Origin of the sequence: Pseudomonas purpurea, assembly GCF_039908635.1 — a bacterium.
Taxonomy (GTDB): domain Bacteria; phylum Pseudomonadota; class Gammaproteobacteria; order Pseudomonadales; family Pseudomonadaceae; genus Aquipseudomonas; species Aquipseudomonas purpurea.
This window is the reverse complement of record NZ_CP150918.1, coordinates 2534688-2550255: the sequence shown is the minus strand read 5'-3', so window position 1 is coordinate 2550255 and position 15568 is coordinate 2534688. Positions and strand designations below refer to the sequence as shown.

At 60.5% G+C, this 15568-nt stretch carries 18 protein-coding genes; 10 read left to right on the top strand and 8 right to left on the bottom strand.

Going from position 1 to position 15568, the window contains the following annotated elements:
• Nucleotides 1-22 precede the first annotated feature (22 nt).
• The 3 genes from AABM54_RS11445 to AABM54_RS11435 all read left to right on the top strand — a co-directional run bounded on the left by AABM54_RS11445 (nucleotide 23) and on the right by AABM54_RS11435 (nucleotide 2048).
• The gene (locus AABM54_RS11445) at nucleotides 23-481 is read left to right on the top strand and encodes a GNAT family N-acetyltransferase (RefSeq protein WP_347905637.1); all 459 of its coding nucleotides are present in this window, start codon (nucleotides 23-25) and stop codon (nucleotides 479-481) included.
• A 78-nt stretch (nucleotides 482-559) separates the two neighbouring features.
• Nucleotides 560-961, top strand: coding sequence for a hypothetical protein (locus tag AABM54_RS11440; RefSeq protein WP_347905635.1), 402 nt, complete (start codon nucleotides 560-562; stop codon nucleotides 959-961).
• Between the two features lie 160 nt (nucleotides 962-1121).
• Complete coding sequence (locus tag AABM54_RS11435) at nucleotides 1122-2048, top strand: hypothetical protein (RefSeq protein WP_347905633.1); 927 nt, start codon at nucleotides 1122-1124, stop codon at nucleotides 2046-2048.
• Nucleotides 2049-2148: 100 nt separating this feature from the next.
• On the opposite strand, the gene AABM54_RS11430 is transcribed toward AABM54_RS11435, so the two are convergent.
• From AABM54_RS11430 to AABM54_RS11415, 4 genes are all read right to left on the bottom strand, one after another.
• Complete coding sequence (locus AABM54_RS11430) at nucleotides 2149-3195, bottom strand: class I SAM-dependent methyltransferase (RefSeq protein ID WP_347905631.1); 1047 nt, start codon at nucleotides 3193-3195, stop codon at nucleotides 2149-2151.
• 235 nt (nucleotides 3196-3430) lie between these two features.
• Nucleotides 3431-3745 (bottom strand): AzlD domain-containing protein, encoded by a 315-nt coding sequence (locus tag AABM54_RS11425; protein WP_347905629.1) that lies wholly within the window; start codon nucleotides 3743-3745, stop codon nucleotides 3431-3433.
• Entirely contained in the window at nucleotides 3742-4440 is a 699-nt protein-coding gene (locus AABM54_RS11420; RefSeq protein WP_347905627.1) for an AzlC family ABC transporter permease, read from the bottom strand. The genes AABM54_RS11425 and AABM54_RS11420 overlap by 4 nt, the downstream gene beginning before the upstream one ends.
• Before the next feature lie 36 nt (nucleotides 4441-4476).
• Entirely contained in the window at nucleotides 4477-4641 is a 165-nt protein-coding gene (locus AABM54_RS11415; RefSeq protein ID WP_347905625.1) for a hypothetical protein, read from the bottom strand.
• Nucleotides 4642-4793: 152 nt separating this feature from the next.
• On the opposite strand from AABM54_RS11415, the gene AABM54_RS11410 reads away from it, so the two are divergent.
• The 6 genes from AABM54_RS11410 (at nucleotide 4794) to AABM54_RS11385 (ending at nucleotide 10003) form a co-directional block, all read left to right on the top strand.
• Nucleotides 4794-5570, top strand: a complete 777-nt coding sequence (locus AABM54_RS11410) for an ABC transporter substrate-binding protein (RefSeq protein WP_347905623.1) — start codon at nucleotides 4794-4796, stop codon at nucleotides 5568-5570.
• Between the two features lie 93 nt (nucleotides 5571-5663).
• Nucleotides 5664-6353 carry an ABC transporter permease gene (locus tag AABM54_RS11405; RefSeq protein ID WP_347905621.1) on the top strand — a complete coding sequence of 230 codons (690 nt, stop codon included), beginning with the start codon at nucleotides 5664-5666 and terminating at the stop codon, nucleotides 6351-6353.
• A 17-nt stretch (nucleotides 6354-6370) separates the two neighbouring features.
• Nucleotides 6371-7066 carry an ABC transporter permease gene (locus AABM54_RS11400; RefSeq protein WP_347905619.1) on the top strand — a complete coding sequence of 232 codons (696 nt, stop codon included), beginning with the start codon at nucleotides 6371-6373 and terminating at the stop codon, nucleotides 7064-7066.
• 9 nt (nucleotides 7067-7075) lie between these two features.
• The gene (locus tag AABM54_RS11395) at nucleotides 7076-8188 is read left to right on the top strand and encodes a succinylglutamate desuccinylase/aspartoacylase family protein (protein ID WP_347905617.1); all 1113 of its coding nucleotides are present in this window, start codon (nucleotides 7076-7078) and stop codon (nucleotides 8186-8188) included.
• An 18-nt stretch (nucleotides 8189-8206) separates the two neighbouring features.
• Nucleotides 8207-8971 carry an ATP-binding cassette domain-containing protein gene (locus AABM54_RS11390; protein WP_347905616.1) on the top strand — a complete coding sequence of 255 codons (765 nt, stop codon included), beginning with the start codon at nucleotides 8207-8209 and terminating at the stop codon, nucleotides 8969-8971.
• A 123-nt stretch (nucleotides 8972-9094) separates the two neighbouring features.
• Nucleotides 9095-10003, top strand: coding sequence for a MurR/RpiR family transcriptional regulator (locus AABM54_RS11385; protein ID WP_347905615.1), 909 nt, complete (start codon nucleotides 9095-9097; stop codon nucleotides 10001-10003).
• A 34-nt stretch (nucleotides 10004-10037) separates the two neighbouring features.
• Here AABM54_RS11385 and AABM54_RS11380 read toward each other — a convergent pair whose 3' ends face one another.
• Nucleotides 10038-10583, bottom strand: a complete 546-nt coding sequence (locus AABM54_RS11380; RefSeq protein ID WP_347905614.1) for a DUF3087 domain-containing protein — start codon at nucleotides 10581-10583, stop codon at nucleotides 10038-10040.
• A 263-nt stretch (nucleotides 10584-10846) separates the two neighbouring features.
• Between AABM54_RS11380 and ppnN the strand changes: the two genes are divergently transcribed.
• Complete coding sequence (gene ppnN / locus AABM54_RS11375; RefSeq protein WP_347905613.1) at nucleotides 10847-12220, top strand: nucleotide 5'-monophosphate nucleosidase PpnN; 1374 nt, start codon at nucleotides 10847-10849, stop codon at nucleotides 12218-12220.
• 58 nt (nucleotides 12221-12278) lie between these two features.
• Here the strand turns inward: ppnN and AABM54_RS11370 are convergent, their stop codons facing one another.
• The 3 genes from AABM54_RS11370 to fabV all read right to left on the bottom strand — a co-directional run bounded on the left by AABM54_RS11370 (nucleotide 12279) and on the right by fabV (nucleotide 15391).
• The gene (locus AABM54_RS11370; protein WP_347905612.1) at nucleotides 12279-13352 is read right to left on the bottom strand and encodes a hypothetical protein; all 1074 of its coding nucleotides are present in this window, start codon (nucleotides 13350-13352) and stop codon (nucleotides 12279-12281) included.
• A 328-nt stretch (nucleotides 13353-13680) separates the two neighbouring features.
• A complete protein-coding gene (locus tag AABM54_RS11365) occupies nucleotides 13681-14139 on the bottom strand; it encodes an NUDIX domain-containing protein (protein ID WP_347905610.1) in 459 nt (152 codons plus the stop codon).
• 55 nt (nucleotides 14140-14194) lie between these two features.
• A complete protein-coding gene (fabV, locus tag AABM54_RS11360; RefSeq protein ID WP_347905609.1) occupies nucleotides 14195-15391 on the bottom strand; it encodes an enoyl-ACP reductase FabV in 1197 nt (398 codons plus the stop codon).
• Nucleotides 15392-15568: the final 177 nt, after the last annotated feature.

Sequence of the window (15568 nt, the reverse complement as noted above, 5' to 3'; positions counted from 1 at the left end):
TCATTCTGGAAAAGGACTGCCCATGTCTCGCATCGACTGGCTTGAAAATCACATGACCCATTGCGACACGATGTCTGCCTGGGTTCATGCGCAATTTCGCTACGAGTTTGAAGATCAACCCTTGGCCGACTGGCAACGCGAATTTACCGCTGGCCAGACCAATGGCAAATGGCGCTGCCTGATCGCCATGGATCAGGACCGACTGCTGGGTGGCGCGGCCCTCGCCCGGGATGACCTGGCGGAGCGCCACGATCTTGGGCCCTGGCTCGCGTGCGTTTACGTGACGCCCGAAGCACGGGGCCAGGGGTTCGCGGAGCAGTTGATCGAAGGTATCTGCACCCACGCCAAGTCGATCGGCATCACGAAGTTGTACCTGCACACCCATGACCGCCGTGATTACTACGCCAAGCGCGGCTGGATCGTGGAGGAGCAGTTTGAAGCGTGGGACAAGGAACAATGGCTGATGACGCGGTTGCTCTGAGTCGGTGAGGTGACGGCAAGTCGGATCGTTTAAAACCTGTTCGGCAAAGGCACGCGCCGGTAGCTATGATTGGAGCCCATGACGTCCACTATTGCGGTCCGACAACCCTGCCCACCCGGTGCCTGCAACTGCGAGCGTGAGCAGTTGCTGGACACGCCGGGCGCGGATGTACGCATCCTCAGCCTCACCCGCCAAGAGGAAAAGCGCCTGCTCGATCGGCTGGAACAAGTCGACAGCCTGGCCGACCTCGAACACCTGCAACGCCGGATGTACAAGCTGTTAGGCATCCGTCTGCGCATGAGCCCCAAGTCCAGCACCGTGCGAAGCATGCGCGGCATCGATATCCAGATCGACGAACTCCCCGGCCTGTGCCGTAAAACCCGCCAATCGATCCCCACGGCCATCCGCCGCCGCCTGGAGGAACGTCCGGAAATTCTCTACGCACTGCTCAACGCTCAGGATCTTCTGCGCGATGCCTGAGGCCTTCGTCCGAGCGAGGGGCTTCTCAACATTGCTCAGGACCGTGAACCCTTGCGTTTGACGGGGCCTGGGGCTTGCACATCGCAGCGCAAGACCTTGGGCATTAACAAATCCTATACACTCGCAAGCTTTGAAAACCATCGAGACCAGGGAAGAAGAAATGCTGAAGGGCGAACACACAGATAACAGCACGAGTGCAGAAAAAACTTCAAATTCTGACCGCTGGCCACGAAGCATAATGATCGCGATTACCGCGGCCTTAATGACCATGGCTATCTTTTATGTGGTTTTCGAGTGGAGTCTTGAGCTTCTGATTCCCTGGTTTTTTTACGCGGTCCCAATGTTGGTAGTCGCCCTGTTAGCAGGGCTTCGAGCATGGCATGCCCAACATCTCGGGTTGGTTGACGACTGGAAGTTTCTAGCACTGGTTGCCAACAGCAAGCTTGTGATACTCATCTCCGTGGCCTTTACTTTTGTGCCGCTTGCCGTGAGCTTTTCCAAAGCCTCCGGCGCAACGAGCTTGCTCCCCTTCACCCTCTATCTGTACTGGATCAGCGGTATTTTTCTTTTTCTCTTTCTCGCGATCTATAAGGCTGGTGCCCCGAAGGTCTATCAGTTCTCGTCGTTCCAGGACCTTAAGGAAAAGGAGGGTGGTGTGATTTGCTTGCGCTACGATGCGGCAGACGTGCTTGCAAGCATCGCTGCACGCAAGAAAACCAAACCCTTTGTTGTTGAAGCACCGTATCTGGAAGGAGACCAGCAGATACTGGCCGCACTCGAGGACGGTATCGTGAAGTACCCGGAGGATGTTTACTTCATCATGCGTGAGTACTCCACAACATTGAAGGTCAAGCTCAGATGCGTGTTGATGGTGTTGCTGTTCATACCTGCATTCCTGATCCCGACAGTCACCGCTATCAAGATGTTAGGGGTGGGCATCGAGGCCCATCAGTCAGCCAATCGCCTGCAAGGATGGGGAAAAGCGATTTATCAGCAGGTCCTGAATCTGACCCTGCCTGCGAAAAAAGAACAACCCGCCAAAACTGATGCGCTACCACCCACACAAGTGCAGCCAGCGCAAAACTGATCGCAGCACCCGCCTCCTCCAACACTGAACAACTGATCGGCCCTGAGCGCATCGCCATGCCCTCAGGGCCTTTTTCAAGGGTGTGTTCAGCCGCCCTTCCTCACTTGCGCGCCTCAAGAATCAGGTTGAACGGTGTTTGCGTCGCCCGGCGGAAATGCGTGAATCCGGCCTCGGTAAACACGTCGTGCAGGCGTTTCTCACCTGCCTGTGCCCCCAGCCCCAGGCCCACTTCCTGGGACAACGAGTTAGGCGTGCAGATGAAAGTCGACGCGGCGTAGAACAATCGCCCCAACGGGGTGATGTTATCGTCGAGTTGGTCGTTGGCGTAAGGCTCTACCAGCAGCACCGTGCCGTCCGGTTTGAGTGACTGGTAGGCATGCCGGGCGGCGCCGACCGGATCGCCCATGTCGTGGAGGCAATCGAAGTAACAGATCAGGTCGTAGTCGTTGCCGGGATAGTCCTTGGCCGTGCCTTTGACGAAAGTTGCCCGGTCTTCCACCCCGCCCTCCTGCGCACGTTGGGTGGCGGTGCTGATAGACGGCGCGTGGTAGTCGAAACCCACGAAGCTCGATGCCGGGAATGCCTGCGCCATGATCACCGTCGAAGCGCCGTGGCCGCAGCCGACGTCTGCCACCTTGGCGCCCGCCTCAAGCTTGTCGACCACGCCTTCAAGGGCCGGCAGCCACTCGGCGACCAGATGCGCCCGGTAGCCGGGCCTGAAGAAACGTTCGGTGCCGCTGAACATGCACGGATGGTGATCGCCCCACGCCAGGGCGCCATTGCCACGCATGGCGGCGACCAGTTTGTCCTTGTCATGAAACAGCGCCGCGATCACCACCGCACCGCCCGCGACATACACCGGCGAGTCCTCGATGGCCAGGGCGAGGGCCTGTTCTTCCGGCAGGCGGAATTGGCCGTCCAGGTGTTCCATGTATCCCGCCGCCGCGTGAGCGCTTAGCCACTCGCGGAGCAACCGGGCGTTGCAACCGGTCTTGCTGGCCAGTGCTTCGGGCGTGATGGGTTGACTGTCGGCCATTGCCCGGTAAAGCCCCAGCTCTTCGCCGAGGATGACATTGGCGAGCAGCGCCGCTGCGCCCATGTCGCTCACCAGTTTACCCATGAAATCGTTAAGTTTGGCCTCGTCCATGGCGTGTCCTCCTGTAGCAAGGCCACCTCCCGGGAGGGTTTCCGCTCGACAGTGTGGCCGGTTGGATGACCAGGTCGGCGGACGCAATGCTGCGGGCCGTCGCCTGAACCACGAGCGCTCGAACAACAACGCGTTCGAGATCAACAACACACAGCAGGTGTTCCCGTGTGTGCAGATCAATGAGTTTAGTCCGTTCCCGCCAGGGTGACCTGACGCCATGTCCGATACACCCCGCTCACAACCACCACCGCAACACAAAGAAGAACCCCATGCTCAACAACATGCTGATCAAGGTACTGCGGGTGTAGAGCACCAGGCCGATGGCGACCAGCGAACTGAGCAGGTACGGATTGTCGTAATGCAGGTTCAATTGGTGGTCGGGCATGAACACGATGGGGCCGCAAATGGCCGTGAGCATGCCTGGCACGGCGAAGCCGAGAAATTGCCGTGCGTTGCTGCTCAGGCGCACCGGCAGCCGGGGTTCCAAAAAGACGTAGCGGTTCAGGAACACCAGCAACCCCATCCCGACGATGACAGCCCAGACCATCATGTGCGCGCTCCATAAAACTTGTTGCAGACAAACCCGGCGCTCATGCCAAGCAACCCGGCCAGGACCAGCGCTGAACCCCATTGCCAATAGGTGAACAGCACCGAGCAAAACAGTGACACCGCCACACAAACCACCGTGGGCACGTTACGCACCACAGGCGTGATCAGCGCGATAAACGTGGCCGCAATCGAGAAGTCCAGCCCCAGGTGTTCAAGGCCCGGAATGCTGCTGCCCAGCACAATGCCCGCCAGGGTGAAGAGGTTCCATGCCACGTAAAAGGTCAGGCCGACCCCCAGCGCATACCAGCGGTTGAATTGCTGCTTGTCATGCTGGCTGGTGAGCGCGAACAACTCGTCGGTGAGCAGAAAACCCAGCCCCGCCCGCCAGCGTCCCGGCAACCCGGAAATCACCGGGCGCATGCTCATGCCATAGAGCAGATGCTGCGACGTCAGCAGCACGGTGGTGAGCAGGATAGAGAAAATCCCCGCGCCGCCCTTGAGCATACCGATGGCAACCAGTTGCGCCGCACCGGCAAACACAATGCTCGACAGGCCCTGGCCTTGCAGGGGGGTGAGGTCGGCCTCGATGGCCATGGAACCTGCCAGCAATCCCCACGGCGCGGTCGCCAGGGACAGGGGCATTACGGCAGCGGCGCCGCGCAGAAAAGCGCTGCGAGGTAAAAGAGTGGCGGACATAACGTTCAACACATCGCAAAAGGGTTGCTGACTGTGTCAGCCGCGCACGCGTCTGTCTTGAACAATCTTGCGCAGTTGCCATTTAGCCTCGCGCCAGCCCTGCGCGCCCCACCAATCGGCACGATCGTGCCGATTTAATGTCCGGACCGGCGGTGACGTTTTTATTTTCATTAAATTGATTTCTGAAATAAAACATGTCATTTATAGCCTCCACTGGAACGCAACAACCGACACACCCCGCCAGACCGGAAGGCACCCACAACAACAATTCGGGCCGATCGCTACACCGTAAAACACCCACGCCGGGGTTTTACCCGGATCAGCCCTCTACGCCTTACCCAGGAGTCAACAATATGAACAAGACCGGACTTCTCGCTGCACTGGCACTTTGCGCCTTCGGCAGCCTGGCCCACGCCGACGAAGACAGTCTGCGGATCGGGATCGAAGCGGCTTACCCACCCTTCTCCTTCAAGACCCCGGAAGGCAACATCAGTGGCTTCGACTACGACATCGGCAACGCCTTGTGCGATGAGATGAAGGTCAAATGCCAGTGGGTCATCCAAGAATTCGACGGGATGATTCCCTCGCTCAAAGTGCGCAAGATCGATGCGGTGCTGTCCTCGATGTCGATCACCGAAGACCGCATGAAATCGGTCGACTTCAGCAAAAAGTACTACCACACCCCCGGCAAGTTCGCGATGAAGACCGGCCAGGTGATCAACGACCCCGCCGTCGACCTCAAAGGCAAGAAACTCGGCGTACAACGCTCTTCGACCTATGACCGCTACGCCACCGAGCAACTGGCGCCGGCCGGCGTCGAGATCGTGCGGTACTCGGCCCAGAGCGAAGCGTTCCTGGACCTGGTGTCGGGCCGACTGGACGCCACCCTCGCCGACATCGTCAACACCAATGAAAGCTTCATCAAAACCCCGGCCGGGAATGGTTTTGCGCTGGTGGGCCCGGACATCAACGACCCGAAATACTTCGGCCGGGGCGCCGGTATTGCGGTGCGCAAGGGTGATGGCGCGAACGCCGCACGCCTGAACGCCGCGATTGACGCGATCCGCGCCAACGGCAAGTACCAGCAGGTCATGGCCAAGTACTTCGCGTTCGACATCTACGGCGAATAAGCCTTCCTGTAACGCTGGCGTCGGCCCGTCGCCGACGCCACTTTTCTTGCTGGTCCCGCACGCCTGCCGGCGTTTCGGGTGAGGAACTTCATCATGCTTCACGGCTACGGATCGAGCATTCTCGATGGCGCCTGGCTGTCGATCAATCTGGCCCTGAGCGCCATGGCGCTGGCCATTACGCTGGGGCTGATCGGTGCAGCGTTTCGGCTGTCACCGCTCAAATGGCTGGCAACCCTGGGCGAAGGCTACACCACGGTGATTCGCGGCATTCCCGACCTGGTACTGATCCTGCTGATTTTCTATGGCGGCCAGGACCTGGTGAACCGCGTCGCCCTCGGGCTTGGTTACACCCACTACATCGACATCGATCCGTTTGTGGCAGGCGTCTGCACCATGGGCTTCATCTTTGGCGCCTACCTGTCGGAAACCTTTCGTGGCGCCTTCATGGCCATTCCCAAGGGCCAGGCCGAGGCTGGCGCGGCGTACGGCATGAGCAGCGCCCAGGTGTTCTGGCGGATTCTGGTGCCGCAGATGATTCGCTTCGCGATTCCGGGCTTCACCAACAACTGGCTGGTGCTGACCAAATCCACTGCGCTGATTTCGGTGATCGGCCTGCAGGACATGATGTTCAAGGCCAAGAACGCCGCCGATGCGACCCATGAACCCTTTACGTTTTTCCTCGCCGTGGCGGCGCTGTACCTGATGCTCACCAGCGTCTCGTTGCTGCTGCTGCGCTACCTGGAAAAACACTATTCGGTCGGCATCAAAGCCGCCGACCTGTGAGTGGGAGCTGACCGACCATGCTCGATTACACCCTGATCTGGGAAAACCTGCCGCTGTACCTCAGTGGCGCGGTGCTGACCCTCAAACTGCTGCTGATTTCCCTGGCCTTCGGCCTGATGCTGGCGGTGCCGCTGGCGTTGATGCGCGTGTCCCGCTCGCCGCTGGTCAACTTCCCGGCGTGGCTCTACACCTACGTCATCCGTGGCACGCCAATGCTGGTGCAGCTGTTTTTGATCTACTACGGCCTGGCGCAATTCGAAGCCGTACGCCAAAGCGTGCTGTGGCCGTATCTGTCCAGCGCGACGTTCTGCGCGTGCCTGGCGTTTGCGATCAACACCAGCGCCTACAGCGCGGAATTGCTGGCCGGCAGCCTCAAATCCACCTCGGCCGGCGAGATCGAAGCGGCCAAGGCCATGGGCATGTCGCGCCGCACCCTGTACCGGCGGATTCTGCTGCCGTCAGCGTTGCGCCGGGCATTGCCGCAGTACAGCAACGAAGTGCTGATGATGCTGCAAACCACCAGCCTGGCGTCCATCGTCACCCTGGTCGACATCACTGGCGCGGCACGCACGGTCAGTGCGCGGTTTTACCTGCCATTCGAGGCGTTTATCACCGCCGGCCTGATCTACCTGGTCCTGACCTTCATTCTCGTGCGTCTGTTCAAGCTCGCCGAACGCCACTGGCTGGCGTATCTGGCCCCACGCAAACATTAAGGAAATCCCATGGAGCACATTCACTACGTCCTGCCGTGGAGCGCCAGCGGCACTGAACGCACGCTGTCGTTGTTTCGGTTCGGCAGCGGCAAACGCAAGGCTTACATCCAGGCTTCGTTGCATGCCGACGAATTGCCCGGCATGCGCGTTGCCGTCGAACTCAAACGCCGTCTGCGGGAACTGGAAGAACAGGGCCGGCTGACCGGCGTGATTGAACTGGTGCCGATGGCCAACCCGATCGGGATCGGCCAGATGTTCCAGGCCACCCATCAGGGCCGTTTCGAGTTCAACAGCGGCAAAAACTTCAACCGTGACTTCCCGGAATTGGCCGAAGCGGTTGCGGTACATCTGAAAGGTCAACTGGGCGATGACGCCGACGCCAACGTGGCGTTGATCCGTCGCGCCATGATTGAAGTCATCGCCGACATGCCGCAGGCCGAATCGGAACTCGACGGTTTGCGTCGCCTGCTGTTGCAGCACGCCTGCGATGCCGATGTGGTGCTGGACCTGCATTGCGACTTCGAATCCATCATGTTGCTTTACGCCCTGCCCCAAAACTGGCTGCGCCTGCGTTCACTGGCGGCGCGCCTGGAGGCTGGCGCCGTGCTGTTGGCCGAGGACGCGGGCGGCAATGCCTTCGATGAAGCCTGCGCGATACCGTGGCTGCGCCTGGCTGAACTGTTCCCGCTGGCCAACATTCCCCTGGCGTGCGTGGCAACCACCATCGAGTTGCGCGGCATGGCCGACACCGAGCGCGAGCCGTGCATGGTCAGCGCCGAGCAGATCCTGGGTTACCTCGCCGAGCAAGGGCTGATCCGCGGCGACTGGCCGGATGCGCCGTCCACCTGCTGCGAAGCAACGCCGTTCGCCGGCGCGCAATACGCCTATGCGCCGCACCCCGGCGTGGTGAGTTTCCTGCAACCGCTGGGGGCCAAGGTCAAGGTGGGCGACCCGCTGTTCGAAGTCATCGACCCGCTGAACGACCGCCACAGCGTGGTGACCGCCACCACCGACGGCATTCTTTATGCCCGCGAACGCCTGCGCTTTGCCCAGCCCGGATTGTGGCTGGCCAAGGTCGCCGGCAGCACACCTATTCGCCAGGGTCGCCTGCTCAGCGACTGACTCAAGAGAATCGACACCATGAACACACTTGAAATCCAGGATCTGCACAAACGCTACGGCAGCCACGAAGTGCTCAAGGGCGTGTCCCTGGAAGCGAAGGCCGGTGACGTGATCAGCATCATCGGCTCCAGCGGCTCCGGCAAAAGCACGTTCCTGCGTTGCATCAACCTGCTGGAGCAACCCAACGCGGGCAACATCCTGCTCAATGGCGAACAACTGAAGCTGGTCCCCACCAAACTGGGCGGGCTCAAGGCCGCCGAGCCGAAACAGTTGCAACGCATGCGTTCGCGACTGGCGATGGTGTTTCAGCACTTCAACCTGTGGTCGCACATGAACGCCTTGGAAAACGTCATGGAAGCACCCGTGCACGTGCAAGGCATGGACAAGAAGCTGGCCCGGGAAAAAGCCGAGCACTACCTCAATAAAGTCGGCGTGGCGCACCGCATGGGCGCCTACCCGGCGCACATGTCCGGCGGCGAACAACAGCGCGTGGCGATTGCCCGGGCGCTGGCGATGGAACCGGAAGTGATGCTGTTTGACGAGCCAACGTCGGCGCTCGACCCGGAACTGGTCGGCGACGTACTCAAGGTCATGCAGGACCTGGCACAGGAAGGCCGGACGATGGTGGTCGTGACCCATGAAATGGGGTTTGCCCGCGAGGTCTCCAATCAACTGGTGTTCCTGCACAAAGGCCAGGTCGAGGAGCGCGGTAATCCGCGGGAAGTGCTGGTCAATCCGCAGTCCGAGCGGCTCCAGCAGTTTCTGGCCGGCAGCTTGAAGTAAGCCGTTCGCCGACCGTTGGCGCTGTGCTGCACACCCACGGTCGGCTTCGGATACACTGGCCCGCACTCACGCCAAGGGCACCCGGCACGGTCCCTTCTAACCTTCAGGAATGTTGAGCCGGATATGCCGAACCCGACGAAAAACACCACCGTCTACGCCGCCCCGGTCATGCGCAAACTGGCCGAAGTACTGGGTGACTTGCAGCCTTCGCTACGCAAGGTCGCCGACTTTATCCTGCGTCACCCCCTGAAAGCCGCGACCCTGACCATCGAAGAAATGGCCCACGAAACGTCCACCTCGCCCGCCGCCGTCAACCGGTTGGCCAAGGCCCTGGACCTGGGGGGCTACACCGGCATGAAAGCCGAACTGGTTGCCACCTTGCAGCAAATGGTGTCGCCGGTGGACAAGCTGCGCAACGAACTGGCGCACCGCCCCGGTGGTGCGTTCGGCCTGCATGAGCAAGTCCAGAGCGCGACCAGCAACCTCGGCACCACGGGCACCCTCAACCACCCCGAGACCTTCGAGGCGGTGGTGACCTGCCTGACGCAGGCGCGCAAGATTTACATCCTGGGCTTCGGCAACAGCGTCTACATGGCTGGCCTTGCGGCCTCGACCCTGATGCCCTTCTGCGCCGACGCCACCGCGATCAGTATGGAGGGCGGCAACGAAAACGCGGCCTACCGACTGGCCGCCATCACCGACAAGGACGTGCTGCTGGCGATTTCATTGCCGCGCTATTCCCTCGACACCCTGCAACTCTCGCGCTTCGCCCATGAGCGCGGGGCGACGGTGTTGGCGATTACCGATTCACCCGCCTCGCCCTTGACGCCCATTGCCCAGCACGTACTGTTCGCCGCCGCCGACCACCCGGTGCTGACCAGTTCCAACGTTGCCGTACTGGCGTTGATCGAAGGGTTGGTCGCAGGCGTGATGGCGCGCAACAAGGAAACCGTGAAACTGGCGACCGAGCTGACAGAAAGCGTGATGTCCTACCTGCACCTGCCCGGCAACGGCAGAACCTCGAAGAAGTGAGGCGCGGGCGCTGCCGTACGGGTTTGACGCCGGGTTAGCGCGAGGTGTCTTTAGCCGTCGCACCCTGCTTCACCGATTCCAGCCAGGCGGGGTCCAGACGGTTCTGATCGACCTCCAGCCCCTGCGCTTGCATGGCCGCTTTATGCTGGTCGATTTCACGGACCATCTGGCTCAGGGCGCTGGAGTTGGCGTCCAACTGATACATCTGCGTCACCCCCAAATGGTAAAACCGCAGCAACTTCATCGCGGCTGCATCGCCGGCCTGCACGGCATCGGTCACCTGATGCATGACGTTGGTGACTTTCATCAGGCTGCGCTTGAGCTGCCAGCCATACACGGCCGCCGCCATCCACGGTTGCGACCAGAACTTGAGCCGCATCAGCGCCGCGCACACCGCCAGTGCCGCCAGAACGCCCCCCAGATTGAAGCGGAAATTGTCACCGCCGGATTCGCCGAACACCAGCACGGCCGCTGTCGACAAGACCATCGCCAGCGACACGAAGAGCAGGACAATGACCAGGGTGCTCTTTCGCGTTTGACGTCGATAAGACTCGGGATCGAACGGTTTGATCTCGAACATCGCTTCAGCACTCCTTGATAAATGGCGGGGCATTATCACCTCTGATGCCCTCACACACACGCTTATTGCGGGCACGTTCGGGCAATGGCGGGTTTTGTGACCAATACTGCGCAACGCGCCCGCCGCAAAACGAATAGCTTGACGATTTGCTTTCCCGCCCGAACGCCGGACAAAATGCCCGCCACACGCGACCGTTTTCGGCGCTCACGCCCCTGATGCCCAGGGCCTGCTGCGTCGGTGACATTGTTTTCAAGGAACCCAGAATGACCGCAAGACACGTAATCAATGCTTCGGTAAGCCCCAAAGGCAGCCTGGAGACACTGTCCCAACGCGAAGTCCAGCAACTCAGCGAAGCCGGCTCCGGCAGCACTTACACCCTGTTTCGTCAATGTGCCCTGGCAATTCTCAACACCGGCGCCCACGTCGACAACGCCAAGACGATCCTGGAGGCCTACAAGGATTTCGAAATTCGCATTCACCAACAGGACCGTGGCGTGCGCCTGGAACTGCTCAATGCACCGGCCGACGCCTTTGTCGACGGCGAGATGATCGCCAGTACCCGCGAGATGCTCTTCAGCGCCCTGCGCGACATCGTCTACACCGAGAATGAGCTGGGCAGCCAGCGCATCGACCTGGACAGCTCCCAGGGCATCACCGATTACGTGTTCCATCTGCTGCGCAACGCCCGCACCCTGCGTCCCGGCGTGGAGCCGAAAATGGTGGTGTGCTGGGGCGGTCACTCGATCAGCACCGAGGAATACCAGTACACCAAGAAAGTCGGCCACGAACTGGGCCTGCGCAGCCTCGACGTCTGCACTGGTTGCGGGCCTGGCGTGATGAAAGGGCCGATGAAGGGCGCCACCATTTCCCACGCCAAGCAACGGATCACCACCGGTCGCTACCTGGGCCTGACGGAGCCGGGCATTATCGCGGCCGAAGCACCGAACCCGATCGTCAATGAACTGGTGATCATGCCCGACATCGAAAAACGCCTGGAAGCCTTCGTGCGCGTCGGTCACGGCATCATCATTTTCCCCGGAGGCGCCGGCACCGCCGAAGAGTTCCTGTACCTGCTGGGCATCTTGATGCACCCGGACAACCAGGACCTGCCCTTCCCCGTCGTGCTCACCGGGCCGAAAAGCGCAGCGCCGTACCTGGAGCAGTTACACGCGTTCGTCGGCGCAACCCTGGGCGAAGCCGCGCAGAGCCAGTACCAGATCATCATCGACAACCCGGCTGAAGTGGCACGGCAAATGACCGCTGGCCTGAAGACCGTCAAACAGTTCCGTCGCGAACGTAACGACGCCTTCCACTTCAACTGGCTGCTGAAGATCGACGAAGGCTTCCAGCGTCCGTTCGACCCTACCCACACCAACATGGCCGACCTGCAACTGAGCCGCGAGCTGCCGGCACATGAACTGGCCGCCAATCTGCGGCGCGCGTTTTCCGGCATCGTGGCCGGCAACGTGAAAGACAAGGGCATCCGTCTGATCGAAAAACACGGTCCATACCAGATCAAGGGCGACGTCGCGGTCATGCAACCGCTGGATCGTTTGCTGCAAGCGTTCGTCGCGCAGCACCGCATGAAGCTGCCGGGTGGCGCCGCGTATGTGCCTTGCTATCAGGTGGTCAGCTGACACGTTCGGCATGAACGGCCCATCGCCAGGTCCTGGCTCTGGCGACCGGCCACAGGCGTCACCAAGAACGCCAGTATTCGCCAGACATCTCTGCGTCCGGGTGCGGCGACTCTTCTGGTACAGGTGTCTCAAGTGGTGCCGACGGTGGTGGTTCGGCGAAATGACCTTCAACCTGCCCGGCCAGATAATTGACCCCGGCCATCACGCCCGTGGCCCGGTTCTGCAGCATGGCCAGCCACGCCTGGTCGAAGGCTGCACTCAGGTTCTGGCGAAGCTGGGCTTCCATGTCCGGCCGCTCGCTCTCATGGGTAATGGCGCGCACGCCCGCCATGCCCACGGAAATGACCAGGCCGGCGACCCGACCCACCGCAGCCGCAATCGCCCCTCCGATGCCTCGGGTGGCAAACTGTGCCTCAAGCTTTTCGCTGGTGCGTTTCGCCACGGATGAGATCGCGGCCTGCGATGCGCCGACCTCCGTACCGCCCGCAGACACCAGTATCCGCGCCATCAGCGCCTGATAGGCCGGCAGTTTGGCCAGCGGCTCGGCATGAACGAGCTGATAGAGCGAAGCGTTGTAGGTGGGAGGTGGCGCCAGTGCAATCGCTGGAACGTCATTGAGTCGCCGATTGAATTGATCCGCCGGGAGTCGGTAGCGCTGAGCGATATCCTGCAACTGCTTGCCCAGCAACTGGACATAGAACTCCGTCGTCTGTGCCATGATCGCGTCCGGGTCTATCTCAACGGCGACGGGTGCCAGTACACGGTCGTTGTACTGCTCCTGCAAGTAAGCCGCCAAACGCGTCGCCGACCGGTCACTCTCACCCGAAGCGCTCAGCGCGTACCAGCTCACCTTGATTTCCAGCCACTCCTGAGTCCAGTAACTGCTGAACCACGGAATGAAGCGCTCTTCAGTCTGTTCAAAGACTCGGGTGCGCCAGTACTCCATGGTGCCGTGTGCATACTCCTTTGCCTGGCTGGTTGCAGAGTGCGAGGCCGTGACGATTTCCCGGTCAACCTGCCGCCAGGTGCTTGGGGACACCACCACTGGCGCGGTTTTTTCGAGGGTGTGATGAGGGCTGGCGCATCCCGCCAACACCACCAACAAGGCAACGATCAAGGAACGCTGGCGCAAGATCGCAGCCCCCCGAAAGAGATTCGACCGCAGTCCAGGCCAACGCCCGGCGAACCCGACACCCTGCGCTGACGACCACGCTGATGTGAGTATAGGCAGCACAGAAAGGCCCGTGCCTGGCGCAACACGTTCACGGCTTCGTCCGGAATCCAGAGAATGGCATACCGAGGATGACGGTGGACTGGAGTGTGGTTTTTACTGGTATCCGTCAGGCGCCCAGCCAAGCGACAACTGGCATGAGGCCTGCCGCAACGCCCGGCAGGAAATCTGAAAATACTTGAGTGAGTCGTCACCCAGCCACACAGGAGTGGCCGGATGGCGGGGTCGACTAATCTCGCTGGAAAGCTGCGGCGCGTTCCAGCATGTCAATCAGGTTTTCGGGCCATACCACGTCCCGAGTCTGCCGCAGGTCTGATTCAGACCACCACTGATGATCGGCCATGACCTGGACTTCGCTCGCCGTCCAGCCACTGTTTGAAAGCCGTTCATCGGCGGCACGTACGACAAAATACCGCTCGACGGACCTGACCATTTCACCGCTGGGCAGCATCATCGGGAACACCCGTTCAGCGACAGATGTACCCACCGCATGAACCTGAATGCCTGTTTCTTCAAGCAACTCACGAACAGCAGCGACCTCAAACGTTTCACCGTCTTCGAGGCCGCCACCGGGCGTGGCCCAATAGTCGTGCCCGGCAAGGGCTCCATCCTTGTGCAGGAAGCGGAACAGCAGCACCTTGCGGGCCGGGCTGACGACGAGCAGTCTTGCTGACTTGCGTTCGCGCATCGGTGATTCCTTTCTTTGAGTCTGCGCCGTCACAGGCCCTGCCCCTGGCGCGTTATCACGCCTGGATCAGGTTGGTGATCCGCACATTCGGCTCAACGTCGGCCTCGTAGTCCACGCCTGGAATTTCAAACCCGAAAAGACGCAGGAACTCGGTCTTGTAACCGACAAAGTCGGTGAGTTCGTAGAGGTTTTCGTTGCTGACCTGATTCCAGAACTCCTGCACGCGCTCTTGAACTTCCGGTTGCAGTTCCTTGTAGTCGGCGCGCAAGCGGCCCTCGGCATCGATCACTGGCGACGACGAGTACAGGCTGTCCTTGAACAAACCGTACACCTGCTCGATGCAACCTTCGTGGGTGCCTTGCTCTTTCATGATTTTGAACAGCAGCGACAGATACAGCGGCATGACCGGGATCGCGGAGCTGGCCTGGGTCACCACGGCCTTGAGTACCGACACACGTGCATCACCGCCCAGCGTGGCCAGTTGATCACGAATGTTCAGGACTTTCTGGTCCAGGTCCTTCTTGGCTGCGCCAATGGAGCCGTTCCAGTAGATGTCGTGGGTCAGTTTCTCGCCCAGGTAGGTGAACGCGGTCGTTTTGGCGCCTTCGGCCAACACGTCGGCTTCAAGCAGTGCGTCGATCCACATTTGCCAGTCTTCGCCACCCATTACCGCGACAGTGCCGTCAATTTCGCTCTGAGTGGCAGGCTCCAGGGTCGTGACCTTGACCACTTCCTTGTCGGTATCCAGGCCACGCATTTCGATCGACTTGCCCAATGGCTTGAGTGTCGAGCTGAACACTTCACCGGTTTTAGGGTGGGTGCGTCGCGGGGCTGCGAGGCTGTAGACCACCAGGTCGACTTTGCCCATGTCACGCTTGATGGTTTCAATGGTCAGGCGTTTGACTTCGTCGGAGAACGCATCGCCGTTGATGCTCTTGGCATACAGGCCCTTGGCCTCGGCGAATGTGTGAAAGGCGGCGCTGTTGTACCAGCCGGCCGTGCCGAGTTTGCCTTCGGCGCTTTCACGTTCAAAGAACACGCCCAGCGTATTGGCGCCGCTGCCAAACGCTGCGCTGATGCGCGCGGCCAGGCCGTAGCCGGTCGATGCGCCGATCACCAGAACGTTCTTCGGCCCGTCAGTGACAGGGCCTTGTTCGGTCACGTAGTCAATCTGTTGCTTGACGTTGGCTTCACAGCCAACCGGGTGAGTTGTCACGCAGATGAAGCCACGTACACGCGGTTTGATGATCATTAAAGATCTCCTTTTTCCAATAGGCTAAACGCCGGCACGGGCGGCATAGTGTCATTTGTCCAAGGTAAAGACGCTCGAAATGGCTACGCGTCACGACAAGCGGTATTTGTTATCAGGCAATCGCATGAAGTCCCCGGCCCGACCCTCGACCGGATGGGACCGGCATGGGTCAGAATC

Coding starts and splice junctions, on each gene's coding strand:
- AABM54_RS11430 (WP_347905631.1), bottom strand. CDS start 3,195: ATGGACGAGGCCAAACTTAACGATTTCATGGGTAAACTGGTGAGCGAC.
- AABM54_RS11390 (WP_347905616.1), top strand. CDS start 8,207: ATGAACACACTTGAAATCCAGGATCTGCACAAACGCTACGGCAGCCAC.
- ppnN (WP_347905613.1), top strand. CDS start 10,847: ATGACCGCAAGACACGTAATCAATGCTTCGGTAAGCCCCAAAGGCAGC.
- AABM54_RS11415 (WP_347905625.1), bottom strand. CDS start 4,641: ATGACATGTTTTATTTCAGAAATCAATTTAATGAAAATAAAAACGTCA.
- AABM54_RS11425 (WP_347905629.1), bottom strand. CDS start 3,745: ATGATGGTCTGGGCTGTCATCGTCGGGATGGGGTTGCTGGTGTTCCTG.
- AABM54_RS11385 (WP_347905615.1), top strand. CDS start 9,095: ATGCCGAACCCGACGAAAAACACCACCGTCTACGCCGCCCCGGTCATG.
- AABM54_RS11395 (WP_347905617.1), top strand. CDS start 7,076: ATGGAGCACATTCACTACGTCCTGCCGTGGAGCGCCAGCGGCACTGAA.
- AABM54_RS11420 (WP_347905627.1), bottom strand. CDS start 4,440: ATGTCCGCCACTCTTTTACCTCGCAGCGCTTTTCTGCGCGGCGCCGCT.
- AABM54_RS11405 (WP_347905621.1), top strand. CDS start 5,664: ATGCTTCACGGCTACGGATCGAGCATTCTCGATGGCGCCTGGCTGTCG.
- AABM54_RS11365 (WP_347905610.1), bottom strand. CDS start 14,139: ATGCGCGAACGCAAGTCAGCAAGACTGCTCGTCGTCAGCCCGGCCCGC.
- AABM54_RS11445 (WP_347905637.1), top strand. CDS start 23: ATGTCTCGCATCGACTGGCTTGAAAATCACATGACCCATTGCGACACG.
- AABM54_RS11410 (WP_347905623.1), top strand. CDS start 4,794: ATGAACAAGACCGGACTTCTCGCTGCACTGGCACTTTGCGCCTTCGGC.
- AABM54_RS11380 (WP_347905614.1), bottom strand. CDS start 10,583: ATGTTCGAGATCAAACCGTTCGATCCCGAGTCTTATCGACGTCAAACG.
- AABM54_RS11435 (WP_347905633.1), top strand. CDS start 1,122: ATGCTGAAGGGCGAACACACAGATAACAGCACGAGTGCAGAAAAAACT.
- AABM54_RS11440 (WP_347905635.1), top strand. CDS start 560: ATGACGTCCACTATTGCGGTCCGACAACCCTGCCCACCCGGTGCCTGC.
- fabV (WP_347905609.1), bottom strand. CDS start 15,391: ATGATCATCAAACCGCGTGTACGTGGCTTCATCTGCGTGACAACTCAC.
- AABM54_RS11400 (WP_347905619.1), top strand. CDS start 6,371: ATGCTCGATTACACCCTGATCTGGGAAAACCTGCCGCTGTACCTCAGT.